This window comes from Curtobacterium pusillum, from assembly GCF_007673235.1.
GTDB lineage: Bacteria > Actinomycetota > Actinomycetes > Actinomycetales > Microbacteriaceae > Curtobacterium > Curtobacterium pusillum_C.
Genome location: NZ_VDZH01000003.1, coordinates 506,734 through 525,220 on the forward strand (window position 1 = coordinate 506,734; position 18,487 = coordinate 525,220).

An 18,487-nucleotide genomic window follows, 5' to 3' on the forward strand; every position below is an offset into this window, starting at 1 on the left:
AGGTGTCGGCTCGTGAGCTGCGGAACGACGGACTGGAGGCGCGGTGCCAGCTGGCACCGCGCCTCCTGTCCGTCACCTGGTTCAGTTGAAGCTGAACACCTGCGGCTGCTGCCCGTTGCAGTCGTAGAGCTGCAGCGGCGTCGCGTTCGCGGTGTTGCCCGACGGCACGTCGAGGCACCGACCGGACTGCGGGTTCAGCACGGAACCGTTCGCCTGCGGCACCCACTGCTGCCCACCGACGCCGTTGCACGTGTACAGCTCCAGGTGCGAGCCGTTCGCCGTCGCGTTGCCGTCGACGTCCAGGCAGCGCCCGAGCGTCCGGATCGTGTGGTCAGCCGCGTTGTAGGCCCACTGCTGGTCCGTGGTCTGCTCGTCGGTCAGCAGCGTCTGGCAGTCGTAGACCTGGACCTGCTGGCCGTTCTGCTGCAGGTCGTTGCCGGCCACGTCGACGCACTTGGACCCGATCGTCCCGATCGGGACCGCGGCGACGAACTTCTGCGCCTGGTTGCCGTTGCAGTCGTAGATCTGCAGCGCCGTGCCGTTGGCCGTGTTGCCCGACGGGTCGTCGAGGCACCGACCGGACTGCGGGTTCTTGATCGAGCCGTCCGGCTGGACGATCCACTGCTGCCCGCCGACACCGTTGCAGTCGTAGAGCTCGACGTGGGTGCCGTTCGCCGTGCCGTTGCCGTTGACGTCCAGGCACCGACCGAGCGTGCTCAGCGTGTGCGCGCCGTAGACGCTGCCGAGCCAGTGCTGGTCGGCAGCGAGCGTCTGGCAGTCGTACAGCTGCACGACCGCGGTGTTCCCACCGGTGTCGTCACCGTCGACGTCGACGCACTTGCCGCCGGGGCCGGTGATCGCCGCCCCCGGGCCGCCGCCCGTAGACACGCCCTGGTAGTTCTGCGCCACGACGTTCGACTGCACGGCATTGTCCGCCGCGTCGGAGGAGTACCCGGTGGTCATCACACCCTCGAAGAACGACTCCGTACCGCGGTTCGAGTTGTCGCCGCCGGCGCCGAGCACGATCGAGCCCTCGAGCTTCATCGGCGTGTAGCCCTGGCCGTCACCGTCCTTGTCCGTCGGCAGCGCCCCCTCGTACCACTTCGACAGCGAACCGGACTGCGCGTTCCCGCCCTTCAGCGCGAAGTTCGCGACGCCGTCGTTCTTGAGGAGCGCCGTGACGAACTTCGACGAGTTGCCGGTGTTCGCGGTGTTGATCGCGGTCTTCCCCTCGTAGACCCCGTTCTCCAGGTCGGCCTGCACCCACGGGCCGCGGCCGGCGCTGCCCTTGCCATTGAGCATCGACAGGTTGAGCGCGTCCATGTGCCCCTTGCCGGTGTCCTTCTCCTGCGTCTCGACGTTGCCGAAGTCCGAACAGCAGCCGTGGTTCACGTTCGTGCCGCTGGCGACCTCGTACATCGACTCCGGGCTGGCGCCGCGCGCCGTGCCCTTCGCCAGCGTGCTCGAGATCCGGTACGCGACCCCCGGCGGCATGAAGACGCCGTAGGCCTTGTGCCCGGCGACCGTGATCGGCAGCGCCGTGGCGTTCGCGGCAACGTTCGCCGGGCCGGCGTCGCCCGCGGGCGCCACGGTCAGGTCGTTGTGGTTCGCCGACTGGTCGTAGATCTTCGGGATGGTGCACGTCGTGCCCGAGCAGAACGCGTCCTGCGTCGCGGCGTTCGCGTACCCGCCGGCTGCGAGCAGCCCGACGTTGGTGGTCGCGCCGTCCGAGGCGCGGCGCACCTGGTAGAGCGGTCCGTTGTAGGAGGAGTACAGCGCCCTGGTGGAGCTGTACGCGGCGACGCACGAGGTGCCGGCGCTGCCGTAGGTGTCGCAAGGGCCGTTCGTGGCGGCGTCGGCGGTGGTCGCGCCGAGTGTCGTGGTGAACAGGCTCCCGGCGATGAGCGCGAGGGCTCCGAGTGTGGCGGCGACTCTGCGCCGTGGTCTCGAGATCGACCCGATGTGCATGGTGGTGCGTCCTTCCGAGCGTCATTGCTGAGGGGAACGGTTGATCGTCGGGTGGGTTGCTTAATCGATTAACCAGAATCAACGCTACTCCGCGTGGGTGCGCTTGTCCGATGCGGTGTCCGCGATGTGCACGTGGGCGTCGTGCCAGGCTGGTCGGGTGTTCCTGCTGACCGACGCCGTGCGAGGTGGATGGCTCGTCGAGCGTGCCGGCCGATGGGCGACCGTCGGCGGCGTCGCCGGGACGGGCTTCGACGCGTACGTGCGGCTCCTGCACCCGGTGCACGCACACCGGTCCGACACGGACACCCTCGACGAGCAGGGCGTCCACCACGAGGTCGAGCACACACGTTGGCCGTGGGCCGAGGTCGCGCGCCGGAACGGCCGTGTGATGCACCCCCTCGTGCAGTGGTCCCGCATCAGCGACGGTGATCAGTCGAGGGACTGGGCGGACGGGTGGCGGGTCGACCAGTCCGACAACGGATGGTTCGATCCCGACGACCTCGCCGTCCTGACGAGGCACCTCCGGACGGCGACGCAGACTCCGGAGGACCTGGTCGTCGGAGCGTGGGACGAGACGTCGTCCCGCGCTCGACAACTGATGCACTGGCCCGGCCGGGACATGTGGCAATTCCGCTCGAGTCTCAGCGAGCTCGCGGATCCGACGTGGGCGCACCGCATCGTTCCGGGGTGGGAGAGCACCCGGTACGGGCACGAGGGGCCGCGGACCTCGATGATCTGGCCCGAGGACCACGCCTGGGTCGTCGCCTCGGAGGAGGACTGGGACTCGACGATCGTCGCGGGCTCCCGTGCGCTCGTCGACGGTGTCCTCGCGAACGACCACTTCGAAGCCTTCGAGGTGCACGAGGACGACGACCTGAGCTGGGACGGCGATCTGCTGAACCCCCGCCTGGCATCCTGCTGACGTGTCCCATCGTCACCCTGAAGACCTCGACGACGCGACGTTCGACGTCACCGACGTCCGGGTCGTTGGAGAGACCGTCACCCTGCACGGCCACGTCGACGAGCCGGTCGCGGGTGTCGGACTCGCGCGTCTGTCCGTCACCCTGTCGGTCGCCTCGGCCCGGAGCGTGACCGTCGAGGACGGAACCGGCACAGGGCAGCTCGTCCTGGAGGGCATCCGGACCGAGGACACAGGGGTCGTCCTCGACGGGGTCGTTCCCTGTCGCGTCCGGATCGAGACCAGCGGGCCGAGCGACGTCGTGCTCGATGTCGGTGAGGTCCCGATCGCCGTGCGGCGCTGGGGACGATGGCAGCACACCGGGCGTCTCCTCCCCTGGCAGGAGTAGGACCGTCAGGATCCGGACTCCTGAGGCACGCCCGCACGTCGGTCCAGCTCGGCGAGCATCGAGTCCGTGTTGCGGAGCGTCCGCGGTGTCGTGGCGACGGTGATGACGAACAGGGCGACGAACACTGCTGCTCCGAACCAGAACAGAGGCTGACCGGTGACCGCGAGCCAGACGGCCAGCGCGGTCATCGGGAGGTACAGCACCGGCGCCGCCCAGCGCAGGGGACGGTACTGCCGCTGGTGCTGCGTCAACGCCCGACGCCACTCGTCGACGTCGACGTCCGGCGGGACAACGCCTCGGCGAACCGCCCGGCCGAACTCCGGACGGCGTGCTGCGCTGCCGTACCCGCGCCGTGTCCGTCCGAGCCAGAACCCCATGCCGATGCCGTAGAACGCACCGACGCTCACGGAAACGAGCACTCGAGCACCGAGGCCGAGTTCCGGTGTCGTGACGAACGTGATCCCGAACCACGCGGCGGCGAACAGGACTGCCATGACGATCCCGGCCACCCACGTCGGCAGCTGTCGCATCCACCCCATGAGCCGAGCATGCCACGACGTGGGTACGCTCGGCCGCATGATCCAATCGCTCCTGTTCGGTGCCTTCGGAGTGATTGCAGGTCTCGCCTTCACCGTCTTCGGAACCCGGATCGCGCGAGTGCTGCGCGCCTCACAGACCAGGGCGTTCGGTGCAGCAGCGGGTCGTGTGGTCACGCCGACGTTCATCCAGGTGATCGGGATCTTCTTCGTGATGGTCGGAGGGTTCATGGTTTTCCTGGCCCTCACCGGTCGGGGCTAGAACCAGCGAGATTCTCCGACCCGACGAAGCAGAGATACCGTGCAGAAGCCGATCGGTGACCGGACGCCCAACTCGGTACCCTCAAAGAATGGGTGGGGTGTGCAGAGGTACCCGTGACTGAGCCGGCGACAGTCTCACGGATTCGAGTCTGGGCGGGACACAACAGTGCTGCCTGTCTCGTCATCATCGTGGTCCTTACACTCTCGATGTGCGGGCCGATCGCGTTCCTCTTCGTCGCGATGACGAGTGAGAACTTCGTCGGCTTCGCATCTCCGATCTTCGTGGTGCCGGTCTGCATGCTCGTCGTCGTGGGAGTCCCGCTCGCTGTCCTCGCGGTTGCATGGGTTCGGCGAGTACGGCCGAAGCATGCGAACAGAACCGATCTCGACACAAGCCACCGATAGCGATCGGTCCACGGATCACACTGCGCGATAGCGTCTGCTCGTGCGGAACGTCGAGGGCGAGTGTGTCTGGTGGAGTGATGAGAACGGCCGGGGTGCACTCCGTTCGGACGATGTCGCGTCAGAGGTCTTCGTGCACTTCGCGAACCTGCGCATGACTGGGTTCCACACGCTCCTGCCCGGGGAACGCGTTCGGTTCGACGTCGAGCCGTACCCATCTGGGCAGGACGGCTACTTCTTCCGCGCTCACGACGTCACGCCGATCTGAGCCGACCAAGCGCTCCGTCCGTTTCCGTATCCATCATCGGCCACCTTCGGGAGGTTTCAACAGCATGACGAATCTCGGGCGGCCAGGCCGACGCGTCCCACTCTGGACGCTGGTGCTGGTTGGGGTCGTCTTCCTTGGTGTCGCTGCGCTCCTGTTGTTCCTCGTCGACTCAATGCTCGTGTTCATCGCAATATCTCCACTCACGATCATCGGGTTGTGCACGCTTGCCTACGCTGGCGGCGAGTGGCGACGGCGAAGCGACGAACGGGGTGTTCTATAGCCGGACGACGGGGTGTTCGAAAGCCGATCGAAACGCACTGCGACGACAGTTCGAGGCGCGCGTCACTGCACGGCGAAGACCGTTCCAGCCGCGGTGACCACGATGGCGACCACTGCGGAGATGACGATGCGGAGCAGAAGAGATCTCTACCAAGCGGGTATGGCCACTGCGGCCGCCGCTGAACGGTTCGCGCATCTGACAGCCACTATTGCGTGCTGCGCTCGGAGTTGAGAGTGTCGAACCGTGGACGATGAGATCACCGCTGCTGCGCTTCGTCGAGCCTTCGCGGACGGGGATCTCGAGCCGTTGGTACTACCTGATGGTGAGGTCGTCGGGTCCGTCGAAGCCGATGTCGAACCATTGCGCGACACCCTCATGAACGCTGATTGGGTCCGTGCCATCGAATCCGGAGCGGGCGACGTGGGAGAGACCCTCTCCGTTTGGCCGAGCACCGGTGTGCAAGTCAACTTCTTCTTCGGTTGGGGAGCACCGATCGAGTTCGACATCGACCTCCGACAGATCAACGGGGAAGACGCCGTGAACAGTCTGATCCGTCTGCTCCGGCTGGTGAGTTCAGCAGCTGGCAAAGACGTCGTCGTTCGCCCCGAGGGGCAGCTCAACGCCTGCCCGGTCTTCCGTGTTGATGCTGCCACGGGGGAAGCGACGCTCAACCCGCGATCGTGAGCAGCGAGTGTCCGCAGGGCGGCGACGATCTCCAGCCGCCCGAACCGCAGTGGAGTTCCATCCGACGTAGCCGAGGGGCTCACCCTCTTCTTCTGCGAGTGCGGTGAACCGACTTACAACGGAGCGAAGCAGGACGGACACTCACTGCCGTGTCCGCCGCCGTGCTCCAGACACGTTCCGTGGCAGTCGGACAAGTGCGCTGGCCGACGACAACAACCGCCCTACTGCGGCATGTCGACGAATCGCGAGAACATCCCGTGGAACGCCACAGTGATGGTGTCCGTCGGTCCGTTGCGGTGCTTCGCCACGATGAGGTCCGCCTCACCCTGACGCGGATTGTCCTTCTCGTACGCGGACTCGCGGTGCAGCAGGATGACCATGTCGGCGTCCTGCTCGATCGAGCCCGATTCGCGGAGGTCGGAGATCTGCGGCTTCTTGTCGGCACGCTGCTCGGGACCACGGTTCAGCTGGGACAGGGCGACGACGGGGACCTGGAGTTCCTTCGCCATGAGCTTGAGCGCACGCGAGAACTCGGAGACTTCTTGCTGACGGGACTCGACCTTCTTGCCCGAGGTCATGAGCTGCAGGTAGTCGATGACGACCATGCGCAGGTTGTGCTGCTGCTTGAGGCGCCGACACTTCGCGCGGATCTCGACGAGGGTCATGTTGGGGGAGTCGTCGATGAAGAACGGTGCGTCGTTGATGCGCCCACGGGTCTGCGCGATGGTCGTCCAGTCGCGGGAGTCCACGGTGCCCTTGCGCATGTTCTGCAGCGGGACGCTGGACTCGGCGGAGAGCAGACGCATAGCGATCTCGGCGCGACCCATCTCGAGCGAGAAGAAGGCGGCGGTCTCGTTGTGCTTGATGGCTGCGGCGCGGCAGAGGTCGAGCGCGAGCGTCGACTTCCCGAGTGCGGGTCGGGCGGCGATGATGATGAGCTGTCCGGGGTGGAAGCCGTTCGTCAGGCCGTCGAGCTGCGCGAACCCGGTCGGCACGCCGGTCATCTGCCCGTCACGACCCTTCGCGGCCTCGATCTCGTCGAGGGCGGCGGAGATCGCGTCGGTGAGAGGGACGTAGTCCTCGGTCTGGATGCCACCGGCGACGTTGTAGACCTCGGCCTGGGCGCTGTTCACGAGGTCGGTGACCTCACCCTCGGACGCGTAGCCCATCTGCACGATGCGGGTACCGGCGTCGACCAGACGGCGCAGCACGGCCTTCTCGGCGACGATCGCGGCGTAGTAGCCGGCGTTCGCGGCGGTGGGCACCATGCTCGTGACGCTGTGCAGGTACTCGGCACCGCCGGCACGGGACAGCAGACCCGTCTTGGTCAGTTCGTCGGTGACGGCGATGACGTCGGTGGGCTCGCCGTGTGAGTAGAGCGAGAGGATCGCGTCGAAGATGACCTCGTGCTTCGGGATGTAGAAGTCCACACCACGGGCGGTCTCGATGACGTCGGCGACGGCGTCCTTCGACAGGAGCATCCCGCCGATGGTCGACTGCTCGGCGAGCATGTCGTGCGGCGGTGTGCGCTCCATGCCACCACGCTCCGCGAAGTCCTGCGGGGCGGGCTCGAGATGCGCGATCGACACACTTGCTCCTCTTGGTTGGACGGGGTCCACGGGCGGACCAGCCGAGCCAGTTCTACCTCGGGCGACCGACATCGCCGAGTCGCTGGGCCAAGCTACGGGGACAGAGTTATCCCCAGCAAACGGACCTGTGGATAACTCTGTGGAGAGTCTGCGGAACACGCCGGGGTGTTGTGTGGACAACTGTGGATGGGGGTGTGGACAAGTGGTGTGGGGAACACACTTTCGACCGCTTGACCTGGGGTTTTCAGTTCCACACCATGTGTGGAGAAGTGGGGTTCAAGTATGCGTTGAAGGTTGTCGATTTGGTCGTTTCGCCTGTGTAAAAACAGTTGACAAACGGAAACCTGAGGACAACTTTCCCAAGCGCCTCCCAGCAAGCGGCACCACGTCTGAGAGGTAACCGGTCAGCGCGGGACGACCCGCGCCTCCAGGCCCTCTGACGTGCCACCGGACGGTCGGTGAGACGTCGTACGCGACCCGCGCCGACGCCGACGCAGTGTGCGACGAACCGCCTACCGTGCGAGCCGCGGGCGGTCGCACCGTGCCCGAAACCTCGCACACTGCCGAGCGCGCCCCGCGCCAACGTACCAAAGCGCAAGCGCACACCCGCGCGCGCCCCGGAACGGAACGACGGGCGGGCCTCCCGGAGGAGACCCGCCCGTCGTGGAGCGGAACGTCAGTGCTACTTGGCAGCGACGACCTTGAGCGAGATCACGGCAGTGATGTCCTCGCGCAGACGCACGGTGGCCTCGTGGTCACCGACGGTCTTGATGGTCGCGGGGACCTCGACCTTGCGCTTGTCGAGCGAGCCGACGCCCTGCGCCTGGACGGCGTCAGCGACGTCGCCCGGACGGACGGAGCCGAACAGACGGCCGTCCTTGCCGGCCTTGACCGACAGCTGGATGGTCGCGTTCTCGAGCTTCATCTTGAGGTCCTGGGCCTCTTCGATGGTGGCGAGCTCGCGAGCGGCACGCGCCGCACGGATCGACTCGACCTGCTTCTCGCCGCCCTTGGACCACGCGACAGCGAAGCCCTGGGGGATCAGGTAGTTGCGGGCGTAGCCGTTCTTGACGTCGACGACGTCACCGGCGGAACCGAGGCCGGAGACCTCGTGGGTGAGGATGAGCTTCGACATGTGTCGACCTCCGATCAGCGGCCGGAGCCGGCGTAGGGGAGGAGCGCCATCTCACGGGCGTTCTTCACGGCACGGGCGATGAGGCGCTGCTCCTGGACGGAGACGCCGGTGATGCGACGGGCGCGGATCTTTCCACGCTCCGAGATGAACTTGCGAAGGGTCGCGACGTCCTTGTAGTCGATGACGCCGACCTTGATCGACTTCGCGGGAGCGGCGTTCTTGCCGCCCTTACCGCGAGGCTTCCGGCGGTCGCCGGTGCTCTTTCCAGCCATTGTTTGTCCTTAAGAAGTGAAAGTTGTGTCCGTTGAACCGCGGAGGATCAGAACGGGGTCTCGTCGTCGTACGTGCCACCGGGGGTGCTCCACACGTCGTTCGACTGTGCGTTGCCGCCCTGCTGGCCACCCTGGGGAGACCAGGGCGCGTCCGACTGACCGCCACCGTTGTTGTTCCAGTTGCCGCCGTTGCCGGCCGGAGCGTTGCCGCCGCCGACCTGACCACGACCGCTGCCGGAACCACCCGCAGCACGGGTGACCTGCGCGGTCGCGTAGCGGAGCGAGGGGCCGATCTCGTCGACCTCGAGCTCGATGCTCGTGCGCTGCTGGCCCTCACGGTCCTGGTACGAGCGCTGACGGAGACGACCCTGCGCGATGACGCGCGAGCCCTTCGTCAGCGAGCCCGCCACGTGCTCGGCGAACTCGCGCCACACGCTCGCACGGAGGAACAGCGCGTCGCCGTCCTTCCACTCGTTCGCCTGACGGTCGAACGTGCGAGGGGTGGACGCGATGGTGAAGTTCGCCACGGCGAGCCCGTTCTGCGTGTAGCGCAGCTCCGGGTCCGCGGTGAGGTTGCCCACCACCGTGATGACGGTTTCGCCGGCCACGGGTTACTCGGCGCTCGCGGTCGCGGTTGCGTTGGCGGCCTTGCGGGCCGCGCGGGCCTCGTCGCGCTGCTTCTGGGCGGCGACCTGCGCGATGCCCTCTTCGGCGCGGAGGACCTTCGTGCGGAGCACGGCCTCGGAGAGACCGAGCTGACGGTCGAGCTCCTTGGCGGCCTCGGGGGAGGACGTGAAGTCGACGACGGCGTAGATGCCCTCGGACTTCTTCGCGATCTCGTAAGCGAGACGACGACGGCCCCAGACGTCCACGTTGTCGACGGTGCCACCGTCGTTGCGGATGACAGCGAGGAACTTGTCCAGGCTGGGAGCGACGGTGCGCTCATCGATCTCGGGGTCGAGGATCGCCATCAGTTCGTACTGGTGCATGCGGAACCCACCTCCTCTGGTCTCAGCGGCCCCGAGCAGTTCCCGGGGCAGGAGGGTTGATGCATGTGTCCCGCCACGCAGAATGCGCGCGGACAACCCGGCAAGCTTAGCGGACGGCCTGGAGGCGCGCCACCGGCTGTGGAGAACCGGTCGCGTCCGTCAGGCGGTCGCGTCGCGGGCGGCCCACCAGTCGCGCAGGCGCGCCTCGGCATCCTCGGGGCCCAGGGGGCCCTCGTCCATGCGGACCTCGAGCAGGTGGCGGTAGGCCTCACCCACGGCACGCCCCGGTGGGATGTCGAGGATCCGCATGATGTCGTCGCCGGACAGGTCCGGCCGGATCGCGTCGAGTTCCTCCTGCTTCGACAGGGCGTCGATGCGGTCCTCGAGGTCGTCGTACGCGAAGGCGAGTCGGTCGGCCTTGCGGCGGTTGCGGGTCGTGACGTCGGAGCGGGTGAGCTCGTGCAGCCGTTCGAGCTGCGGGCCGGCGTCGCGGACGTACCGGCGGACGGCGGAGTCGGTCCAGGCGCCCTCGGTGTACCCGAAGAACCGGAGGTGCAGCTCGATCAGGCGGCTCACGGCCGCGATCGTGTCGTTGTCGAAGCGCAGGGCACGCAGGCGCTTCTTCGCGAGCTTCGACCCGACGAGGTCGTGGTGGTGGAAGCTCACGGCGCCGCCGGGTTCGAGTTTGCGGGTCGCCGGCTTGCCGATGTCGTGCAGGAGCGCCGCGAGTCGGAGCACGGTGTCCGGGGCCTCGCCGGGGTGGCGTTCGCCCTCGTACCCGATCGCCTGGGTCAGCACCGTGAGGGAGTGCTCGTAGACGTCCTTGTGGTGGTGGTGCTCGTCGATCTCGAGGCGCATCGCCGGCAGCTCCGGCAGGAACCGCTCGGCGAGACCGGTGTCCACGAGCAGGCGGACGCCGTCGACGGGGTCCCCGGTGTTCAGGAGCTTGACGAGCTCGTCCCGCACGCGTTCGGCGGAGACGATCCCGATCGAGTCGACCAGGTCCTCCATCGCCGCCCGCACCTCGTCCGACACGGTGAAGCCGAGCTGCGCCGTGAACCGGGCGGCGCGCATCATCCGGAGCGGGTCGTCGCGGAAGGACACCCGCGCGGCCTGCGGCGTGTGCAGGCGCTGGGCGAGGAGGTCCTCCACGCCGCCGTGCACGTCGACGAGCTCACGGGCCGGCAGCCGGAGCGCCATCGCGTTCACGGTGAAGTCGCGGCGGAGCAGGTCGTCCTCGATGGTGTCGCCGAACGCGACCTCGGGCTTGCGGGTCTCGCCGTCGTAGACGTCACTGCGGTAGGTCGTGATCTCGACCTGCTCGCCGGCGACCCGGGCGGCGATGGTGCCGAACTGGCGGCCGACGTCCCAGGTGGCGCTCGCGATGGGTTCGACGATCCGCAGGATGTCGTCCGGTCGGGCGTCGGTCGTGAAGTCGAGGTCGGTGACCGGGCGACCCAGGAAGGCGTCGCGGACCGGCCCGCCGACGAGTGCGAGTTCGTGTCCGGCGTCGGCGAAGGCCCGAGCGAGGAGGTCGACGGGCTCGGTGGCGGCGAGTGCGTCGAGACGCTCGACGGCCTGGGCAACGGACTGCATGACGGTCCTCATCCTCCCAGATCACGCCCCCGAGTTCTCCACATCGTCCGCGCGCACGGGAGCGTTCATGGTCGCGCCTCATACACTCGTGGACGGCCCGGACCGAACCCGTGGGCCCTCCCGCATGCAGATCTTCCGCAGAACGCTCGCCGCCGCCGCGACGACCCTCGTCGCCCTCGGCCTCGTCGTCGCGCCCGCGGTGGCCGACGGCGCCCTCGCCACGACAGCCCCCACGACGAAGACACGGGTGGCCCACCCCGCCGCCACCGAGGAGGGCAAGACCACCATCTCGATCGCGCCGGCGAACCGCGGGATCGTCCGGCCCGACCAGGACCTCGAGCTCTCGGTCACCGTCACGAACGACACCGACGCGGATGTCCCCGCCGGCACCGCGGACCTCGACATCTTCCGTGCGGTCAGCACCCGGGACGTCCTCTCGGACTGGCTCGGCGACACCAGCACGACCGGTTACTTCGGCGCCCCGATGGACTCTGTGGACGTCCCGGCGGTCCCGGCGCACCGATCGGTCACCCTCGGCTCGGTGAAGATCGTCTCCGGCAACGTGGCACTCGGGGGCTACTCGTCCTTCGGTGCTCGCCGCATCGCCGCGGACTACACGGCCGGCGACACCCGAGCCGTGGCCCGGTCCGCGATCACCTGGTACCCGGACTCCGCCGACCAGACCCCGGTCGGCGTCTCGGTCGCGATGCCCATCACGGTCCCGAAGACCGGCGACGGCGTCCTCGACCGGAGCGTCCTCACCTCCGCGACCGCCGTCGACGGCACGCTCACCCAGCAGCTCGACGCGGCAGAGGACCACAACGTCGCCGTGGCGATCGACCCGAGGATCATCGCGTCGATCCGACTGCTGGGCGAGGACGCCCCGTCGTCGGCCACCGCCTGGCTCACGCGTCTCGAGTCGCTCCGCAACGAGACGTTCGCGCTGCCCTACGGCGACGCCGACGTCACCGGCCTGCGCCAGGCGGGTGCGAACGGCATCCTGTCGCCGATCTCCCTCGACCAGGAGGTCGACCCCGACCACTTCCCGGGCGCCACGACACCGACGCCCACGCCGACGCAGGAGCCCGCGTCGCCCTCGACCGCGGCCTCCGCGACGGCGACCCCCACCGACGGCGCGACCGCAGGTGCGGGTGACGGCTCCGGCGACGGCACCACGACCGACGACGGCACACCGACGACGCTGCCGACCACCGACTCGCTCCTCGACTTCCCGTACTCGATGGACTCGGTCGCGTGGCCGTCCGACGGCACGGTGACGGCGGCGGACCTGCCCGCGCTCGCGAAGGCCGGCACGAAGACGACCATCGTGTCGAGCGGCAACACGTCGGCCGGCGCGGACACCACGATCTCGGCGTCCGAGCAGATCAGCGGTCAGCACGTGCTCGTGTCCGACCAGTCGATGTCCTCGCTGCTCCGGTCGGCGGCCACCGCCACGAACCAGCAGGACTGGTCGTCCTCCGTGGCCGAGCTCACGGCCACCCTCGCCACCGCCGCCCGCGCGGGCACCGCCGAGAGTCCGATCCTCCTGACGCTCGACCGCGAGTGGCCGACGAACTCCGCACGGCTCAGTGCTGCACTCGACGCGATCGAGGGCACCCCCTGGGTCGCCCCGACCGACCTGTCGTCGGCGTCGTCCGCGACCGCAGGGTCGCTCAGCCTCACCGCCGGGACGAACGGCGACGCACGGATCGACCAGCTGCAGCACCTCGTCGCGGGGGAGCAGGACCTCACGGCGTTCTCCTCCGCCCTCGACACCCCGACCGAACTCACCGCCCCGGCGCGGCTCAACCTGCTCGCGCTGTCCTCGAACGCCTGGCGGTCCGACCCAGACGGCTTCGCGACGGCGGTCGACGCACGGGTCGCGAGCTGGGCGAACGCCGTCTCGAAGGTCAGCATCGTCGACTCGAGCAGCCTCACCCTGCTCGGCGACCGTTCGTCGCTCCCCATCTCGATCCGGAACAGCTCGACGTTCCCCGTGACCGTCCGGCTGTCCGTCCAACCCTCGAACTCGGCGCTGCGCGTCGTGCGCAACGACATCGAGGTCAAGATCCAGCCCCGGTCCTCCACCCGGACGACCGTCCCGGTGCAGTCGGTCGCGAACGGCAAGGTCAACCTGACGGTGTCGCTCGCCAGCCCGACCGGGGTCAAGGTCAGCGACTCGGCGACGGTCGAGCTCAACGTGCAGGCGCAGTGGGAGACCGTGATCACGGCCGCGGCGGCGGTCGCGCTCGTCGCGATCTTCGGCTTCGGCATCTTCCGGAGCATCCGCAAGCGGATCCGGCGCCGGAACGGCGAACTCGACGACGAGGACGACGACGACCCGAACCGGCCCCTGGAGGTCCAGCCGGTCGTCGGAGGCGAGCCGCTGCCGGCCGCGACGCATCGTGACGGACCCACGCCGCTCCTCCAGGCCGACCACCGTGCCGACGCCCGTGCCGCCGTCCCGGACGACCGCGACGAACCGTCAGCCGACCCCGAGGAGCCCGTCATCAGCGCCACCCAGCCGCAGCCGTCCGTCGACGCGGAGCCCGCGGCCGAGCGCAGTCTCGGCCGGGCGAGCGCGATGCTCGCGGCCGGGACGATGGTCTCGCGCATCCTCGGGTTCGCGAAGACGTTCGTGCTGGCCTTCGCGATCGGCAACACGGGCTCCGACGCCGCCAACGCGTTCGCCATCTCGAACCAGCTGCCGAACAACATCTACGCGCTCATCGCCGGCGGCCTGCTCTCCGCGGTGCTCATCCCGCAGATCGTCCGCTCGATGAAGCAGCACACCGACGGCGGTACCGCGTACGTCAACAAGATCGTCACCCTCGGCGGCTCGGCGTTCCTGGTGATCACCGTCGTGGCGACCCTCCTCGCCCCCGTCCTGGTGCGCGTGTACAGCCAGAGCGCCGGCGACGGCGGCAAGGGCTTCAGCGCGGCCACGACCGACCTCGCCGTGGCGTTCGCGTTCTGGTGCCTGCCGCAGATCCTCTTCTACGCGATGTACTCGCTGCTCGGCGAGGTCCTCAACGCCAAGCAGGTGTTCGGGCCGTTCACCTGGGCACCGCTGATCAACAACGTGATCGCGATCGCCGGTCTCATCGTGTTCATCGCCCTCTTCGGCGGCCGCAGCGTGAACGCCTCCACCGACGACTGGACGCCGCTGAAGATCGCGGTGCTGGCCGGCAGCGCCTCGGTGGGCGTCCTCGCACAGGCTGCCTTCCTGCCGCTGTTCTGGCGACGAGCGGGCCTGAGCTTCCGCCCCGACTTCCGGTGGCGCGGTGTCGGTCTGAAGGCGACCGGCACGGCCGCCGGATGGCTCTTCGCGATGATCCTCGTGACGCAGCTCGCCGGCGTCGTGCAGGCCCGCGTCGCCTCGCTCGCGACCGGGGCCGGGAACGCGACGCTCAGCACGACCTGGCTGCTCTTCATGCTGCCGCACTCGATCATCACCGTCTCGATCGCGACGGCGTACTTCACCCGGATGAGCCACGACGCCGAACGGGGCGACCTGGCCGCCGTCCGTCGGAACCTGTCCCTGTCGCTCCGGATCGTCGGCCTGTTCACGGTGTTCGCCTCGGTCGCCCTGATCGTCACCGCGATGCCGTTCGCCCGGATCTGGGAGAACGAGTTCGGCCACACCCAGTCGATGGCACTCGTGCTCGTCGCCTACATGCCCGGCCTCGTGCTGTTCAGCATGCTCTTCATCATCCAGCGCGTGTTCTGGGCCATGCACGACCACCGCACGCCGTTCCTCATGCAGCTCGTGCAGTCCGGCTTGTTCGTCATCGGTGCCCTCGCCGTGGCGATGCTCCCCGGGTCGGTCATCGGCGTCGGCATCGCGATCTGCACGACCATCGCCGGCTCCGCCCAGACGATCGTCGCGCTCGTGCTCGTCCGGAAGCGCCTCGGCGGCATCGAGGGTCCCGTCGTCACCCGCTCGCACGTGCAGTTCGTCATCGCCGCCCTGATCTCGGGCGTCGCCGGTCTCGTCGTCGCGAACTTCTTCGGGGCGTTCTCCTCCGACGGCTTCGCGATGGCGGACGTCACGGGCGCCCTGATCACCCTCGCGCTCACGGGCGCCGTCATGGTCGTCGTGTACTTCGGGGCCCTCGTCGTGGCGAAGAACGGTGAGATCGCGAACGCGGTGTCGCTCCTGCGCAGCCGCCTCGGCCGCTGACGCCCGGCGTTCCCGGGTCTCCTGGAATGCGACGCCGCTAGCATGTGTTGACCCGGTCAGCGATCTACGGAAGGGCATCGAGGCACATGCGCCAGCTCATCATCATCGGTTCCGGCCCGGCCGGGTTCACCGCCGGCATCTACGCCGCACGGGCCGAGCTCAAGCCGCTCATCGTCGCGTCCAGCGTCGAGACCGGCGGCGAGCTCACCAAGACCACCGAGGTCGAGAACTTCCCGGGCTTCCCCGAGGGGATCCAGGGCCCCGACCTCATGATCAAGATGCAGGAACAGGCCGAGAAGTTCGGCGCCGAGGTCCTGTACGACGACGCCGTCTCGGTCGACCTCACCGGCGACGTGAAGAAGGTCACCGTCGGCTCCGGCGAGACGTACGAGGCCCTCGCGGTCATCTACGCGACGGGTTCGGCGTACCGCCACCTCGGCCTCGCCGACGAAGAGCGCCTGTCCGGCCACGGCGTCAGCTGGTGCGCGACGTGCGACGGCTTCTTCTTCCGCCAGAAGAACATCGCCGTCGTCGGGGGTGGCGACTCCGCGATGGAGGAAGCGACGTTCCTCACCCGCTTCGCCGACAAGGTCACGGTCATCCACCGCAAGGACACCCTCCGCGCGTCGAAGATCATGCAGGACCGGGCGATGAACGACCCGAAGATCGAGTTCGCGTGGAACAAGGAGGTCACCGGCATCACGGGTGACTCCGCGGTCACCGGCGTCACCCTGCGCGACACGGTCGACGGCTCCGAGAGCGAGCTCGCCCTCGACGGTCTGTTCATCGCGATCGGCAACGACCCCCGCACGCACCTGATCCACGGGCAGATCGACATCGCACCGGAGGGCACCATCGCCGTCCAGGGCCGCACGTCGAAGACCAACCTGCCGGGTGTCTTCGCGGCGGGCGACGTGATCGACCCCACCTACCGTCAGGCGATCACCGCTGCCGGTTCGGGCACGGTCGCAGCGCTCGACGCCGAGAAGTACCTGGCGGACCTGTCGGACGACCTCACCGCGGCGGCCGTGGGCGACGCGCCCGTCGAGCCCGTCACGGCGTCCGCCTAGGCGCCGACGCGACACCCGGGGAATGCACTGACGGCACGTGCCGTTGCACCCACTGATCGACTTCTCGAAGGAGCACACATGTCCAACGCCAAGGCAGTCACCGACGCCACCTTCTCGGACGAGGTCCTCAAGTCCGACAAGACGATCCTCGTCGACTTCTGGGCCGAGTGGTGCGGCCCGTGTCGCGCGGTCTCGCCGATCCTCGACCAGATCGCCGCGGAGCACGCCGACAAGATCGAGATCGTGAAGCTCAACGTCGACGACAACCCGCAGTCGGCGATGAACTACCAGATCACCTCCATCCCGGCGATGAAGGTCTTCAAGGGCGGCGAGGTCGTCAAGACCGTCATCGGCGCCAAGCCGAAGCCGGCACTCGAGGCCGACCTCGCGGAGTTCCTCGCGTAGGACCACCCCACACGGACGGCCCCGCACCCGAACAGGGAGCGGGGCCGTCCGTCGTTCCCGGCCGTTCCGGTCGTTCCCGGTCGTTCTCGGTCATTCCGGTCCACCGGTTCAGGATCGGCCCCGTCGCGGACCCCGGGTTTCCGCGGTCGATGTCGTAGTGTGGCGGGAATGTGAGTGGCGGGCAGGTCCCGCTGGAACGGAGCCAAGATGACGAACGGCAACAGCCTCGACCCCTGGTACGACTCCTACGCCCAGCGCACCGCCGGGCTGAGCGCCTCCGAGGTCCGAGCCCTGTTCGCCGTCGCCTCGCGGCCCGAGGTGGTCTCGCTCGCCGGCGGCATGCCGTACGTCTCCGCGCTCCCGCGTGAGCTCGTCACGGGCTCCCTGGACCGTGTGATGGCCGAGGACGCCGCGATGGCGTTGCAGTACGGCGGTGGACAGGGCCTGCGGTCCCTGCGCGAGCACATCGTCGACGTGATGAGCCTCGAGGGCATCCGTGCCAGCGCCGAGGACGTCGTCGTCACCACGGGCTCGCAGCACGCGCTCGACCTCGTCACGCGACTCTTCATCGACCCGGGTGACGTCGTGCTGGCCGAGTCGCCGTCCTACGTCGGCGCGATCGGCGTCTTCCGCTCGTACCAGGCGGAGACCGTGCACGTCACGACCGACGAGAACGGTCTCGTGCCCGAAGCCCTGCGCGAGGCCATCGCCAACCTGCGCACGCAGGGCAAGCGGATCAAGTTCCTCTACACGATCCCGAACTTCCACAACCCGGCCGGCGTGACGATGAGCCGTGAGCGCCGCATCGAGATCCTCGACATCTGCCGGTCGAACAACATCCTGGTACTCGAGGACAACCCGTACGGCCTCCTCTGGTTCGACGAGCCCGCGCCGCAGGCCATCCGGTCCATCGACGAGGAGGGAGTGGTCTACCTCGGATCGTTCTCGAAGACCCTCGCACCGGGCTTCCGCGTCGGCTGGGCCCTCGCACCGCACGCCATCCGCGAGAAGCTCGTCCTCGCCAACGAGTCCGCGGTCCTCGCCCCGAACTCCTTCGGGCAGTACGTGGTCAACGCCTACCTCGACGCCGCGGACTGGAAGGGTCAGGTCGACACCTTCCGCGGGCTGTACGCGGAGCGCCGCGACGCCATGATGTCCGCGCTGGGGGAGTTCCTGCCGGACCTGTCCTGGACGAAGCCGAACGGTGGCTTCTTCGTGTGGCTAACGCTCCCCGAGTCCCTGGACTCCAAGGCGATGTTGCCGCGCGCCGTCAAGGAACTCGTCGCCTACACCCCGGGCACCGCGTTCTACGCCGACGGACGCGGCGGCGGGCACATCCGTCTGTCGTTCTGCTACCCGACCCCGGACCAGATCCGTGTCGGCGTGAAGCGCCTCGCCAACGTCGTGAACGACGAACTCGAGCTCATCGAGACGTTCGGCCCGACCACCCGGCCGAACACCCTCGTCCGTCCGACCTCATCGGTCAGCGCGCCGCCGCCGAACATCTCCTGATCAGCACTTTTCACCGCTCCACCCGCAGTA

Annotated in this window: 17 protein-coding genes; 9 read left to right on the forward strand and 8 right to left on the reverse strand. The window is 68.3% G+C overall.

The window, feature by feature from the left end:
• Positions 1 to 81 precede the first annotated feature (81 nt).
• Entirely contained in the window at positions 82 to 1,968 is a 1,887-nt protein-coding gene (locus FS532_RS10905; protein ID WP_144753851.1) for an arabinofuranosidase catalytic domain-containing protein, read from the reverse strand.
• A 157-nt stretch (positions 1,969 to 2,125) separates the two neighbouring features.
• On the opposite strand from FS532_RS10905, the gene FS532_RS10910 reads away from it, so the two are divergent.
• Together FS532_RS10910 and FS532_RS10915 are read left to right on the forward strand one after the other, a co-directional pair.
• Positions 2,126 to 2,890: a hypothetical protein gene (locus FS532_RS10910; protein WP_144753854.1), complete on the forward strand. Its 765-nt coding sequence runs from the start codon at positions 2,126 to 2,128 to the stop codon at positions 2,888 to 2,890.
• 1 nt (position 2,891) lies between these two features.
• A complete protein-coding gene (locus FS532_RS10915; RefSeq protein WP_144753857.1) occupies positions 2,892 to 3,275 on the forward strand; it encodes a hypothetical protein in 384 nt (127 codons plus the stop codon).
• Between the two features lie 5 nt (positions 3,276 to 3,280).
• Here FS532_RS10915 and FS532_RS10920 read toward each other — a convergent pair whose 3' ends face one another.
• Positions 3,281 to 3,814 carry a hypothetical protein gene (locus FS532_RS10920; RefSeq protein ID WP_144753860.1) on the reverse strand — a complete coding sequence of 178 codons (534 nt, stop codon included), beginning with the start codon at positions 3,812 to 3,814 and terminating at the stop codon, positions 3,281 to 3,283.
• A 37-nt stretch (positions 3,815 to 3,851) separates the two neighbouring features.
• Here FS532_RS10920 and FS532_RS10925 point away from each other — a divergent pair, with 37 nt between their 5' ends.
• The 3 genes from FS532_RS10925 to FS532_RS10935 all read left to right on the forward strand — a co-directional run bounded on the left by FS532_RS10925 (position 3,852) and on the right by FS532_RS10935 (position 5,706).
• Positions 3,852 to 4,073 (forward strand): hypothetical protein, encoded by a 222-nt coding sequence (locus tag FS532_RS10925; protein WP_144753863.1) that lies wholly within the window; start codon positions 3,852 to 3,854, stop codon positions 4,071 to 4,073.
• Positions 4,074 to 4,517: 444 nt separating this feature from the next.
• Positions 4,518 to 4,742, forward strand: coding sequence for a cold-shock protein (locus FS532_RS10930; protein WP_186321990.1), 225 nt, complete (start codon positions 4,518 to 4,520; stop codon positions 4,740 to 4,742).
• A gap of 523 nt (positions 4,743 to 5,265) precedes the next feature.
• A complete protein-coding gene (locus tag FS532_RS10935; RefSeq protein WP_144753869.1) occupies positions 5,266 to 5,706 on the forward strand; it encodes a hypothetical protein in 441 nt (146 codons plus the stop codon).
• A gap of 221 nt (positions 5,707 to 5,927) precedes the next feature.
• Here FS532_RS10935 and dnaB read toward each other — a convergent pair whose 3' ends face one another.
• The 6 genes from dnaB to FS532_RS10965 form a co-directional block, all read right to left on the reverse strand.
• Entirely contained in the window at positions 5,928 to 7,295 is a 1,368-nt protein-coding gene (gene dnaB, locus FS532_RS10940) for a replicative DNA helicase (protein WP_079237584.1), read from the reverse strand.
• Positions 7,296 to 7,977: 682 nt separating this feature from the next.
• Positions 7,978 to 8,430 (reverse strand): 50S ribosomal protein L9, encoded by a 453-nt coding sequence (rplI, locus tag FS532_RS10945; protein ID WP_097181421.1) that lies wholly within the window; start codon positions 8,428 to 8,430, stop codon positions 7,978 to 7,980.
• A gap of 14 nt (positions 8,431 to 8,444) precedes the next feature.
• Positions 8,445 to 8,702: a 30S ribosomal protein S18 gene (rpsR, locus tag FS532_RS10950; protein WP_017887834.1), complete on the reverse strand. Its 258-nt coding sequence runs from the start codon at positions 8,700 to 8,702 to the stop codon at positions 8,445 to 8,447.
• 47 nt (positions 8,703 to 8,749) lie between these two features.
• On the reverse strand, positions 8,750 to 9,310 hold the full coding sequence (locus FS532_RS10955) for a single-stranded DNA-binding protein (RefSeq protein ID WP_144753872.1): 561 nt from the start codon (positions 9,308 to 9,310) through the stop codon (positions 8,750 to 8,752).
• Positions 9,311 to 9,313: 3 nt separating this feature from the next.
• Positions 9,314 to 9,691, reverse strand: a complete 378-nt coding sequence (gene rpsF, locus FS532_RS10960) for a 30S ribosomal protein S6 (RefSeq protein WP_144753875.1) — start codon at positions 9,689 to 9,691, stop codon at positions 9,314 to 9,316.
• Between the two features lie 159 nt (positions 9,692 to 9,850).
• A complete protein-coding gene (locus FS532_RS10965; RefSeq protein ID WP_144753877.1) occupies positions 9,851 to 11,287 on the reverse strand; it encodes a CCA tRNA nucleotidyltransferase in 1,437 nt (478 codons plus the stop codon).
• A 124-nt stretch (positions 11,288 to 11,411) separates the two neighbouring features.
• Here FS532_RS10965 and FS532_RS18920 point away from each other — a divergent pair, with 124 nt between their 5' ends.
• The 4 genes from FS532_RS18920 (at position 11,412) to FS532_RS10985 (ending at position 18,457) form a co-directional block, all read left to right on the forward strand.
• A complete protein-coding gene (locus FS532_RS18920; protein WP_222121978.1) occupies positions 11,412 to 15,470 on the forward strand; it encodes a DUF6049 family protein in 4,059 nt (1,352 codons plus the stop codon).
• An 86-nt stretch (positions 15,471 to 15,556) separates the two neighbouring features.
• The gene (gene trxB / locus FS532_RS10975) at positions 15,557 to 16,540 is read left to right on the forward strand and encodes a thioredoxin-disulfide reductase (RefSeq protein WP_144753880.1); all 984 of its coding nucleotides are present in this window, start codon (positions 15,557 to 15,559) and stop codon (positions 16,538 to 16,540) included.
• A gap of 78 nt (positions 16,541 to 16,618) precedes the next feature.
• Positions 16,619 to 16,945, forward strand: a complete 327-nt coding sequence (trxA, locus tag FS532_RS10980) for a thioredoxin (protein ID WP_022832611.1) — start codon at positions 16,619 to 16,621, stop codon at positions 16,943 to 16,945.
• A 207-nt stretch (positions 16,946 to 17,152) separates the two neighbouring features.
• On the forward strand, positions 17,153 to 18,457 hold the full coding sequence (locus tag FS532_RS10985) for an aminotransferase-like domain-containing protein (RefSeq protein WP_144753883.1): 1,305 nt from the start codon (positions 17,153 to 17,155) through the stop codon (positions 18,455 to 18,457).
• The last annotated feature ends 30 nt before the right edge of the window (positions 18,458 to 18,487 follow it).

Excerpts from the sequence above, each read along its gene's own strand:
- FS532_RS10905 (WP_144753851.1), bottom strand. The coding sequence starts at position 1,968 with ATGCACATCGGGTCGATCTCGAGACCACGGCGCAGAGTCGCCGCCACA.
- trxB (WP_144753880.1), top strand. The coding sequence starts at position 15,557 with ATGCGCCAGCTCATCATCATCGGTTCCGGCCCGGCCGGGTTCACCGCC.
- rpsF (WP_144753875.1), bottom strand. The coding sequence starts at position 9,691 with ATGCACCAGTACGAACTGATGGCGATCCTCGACCCCGAGATCGATGAG.
- FS532_RS10965 (WP_144753877.1), bottom strand. The coding sequence starts at position 11,287 with ATGCAGTCCGTTGCCCAGGCCGTCGAGCGTCTCGACGCACTCGCCGCC.
- FS532_RS10985 (WP_144753883.1), top strand. The coding sequence starts at position 17,153 with ATGACGAACGGCAACAGCCTCGACCCCTGGTACGACTCCTACGCCCAG.
- rplI (WP_097181421.1), bottom strand. The coding sequence starts at position 8,430 with ATGTCGAAGCTCATCCTCACCCACGAGGTCTCCGGCCTCGGTTCCGCC.
- rpsR (WP_017887834.1), bottom strand. The coding sequence starts at position 8,702 with ATGGCTGGAAAGAGCACCGGCGACCGCCGGAAGCCTCGCGGTAAGGGC.
- FS532_RS10920 (WP_144753860.1), bottom strand. The coding sequence starts at position 3,814 with ATGGGGTGGATGCGACAGCTGCCGACGTGGGTGGCCGGGATCGTCATG.
- FS532_RS18920 (WP_222121978.1), top strand. The coding sequence starts at position 11,412 with ATGCAGATCTTCCGCAGAACGCTCGCCGCCGCCGCGACGACCCTCGTC.
- trxA (WP_022832611.1), top strand. The coding sequence starts at position 16,619 with ATGTCCAACGCCAAGGCAGTCACCGACGCCACCTTCTCGGACGAGGTC.
- FS532_RS10925 (WP_144753863.1), top strand. The coding sequence starts at position 3,852 with ATGATCCAATCGCTCCTGTTCGGTGCCTTCGGAGTGATTGCAGGTCTC.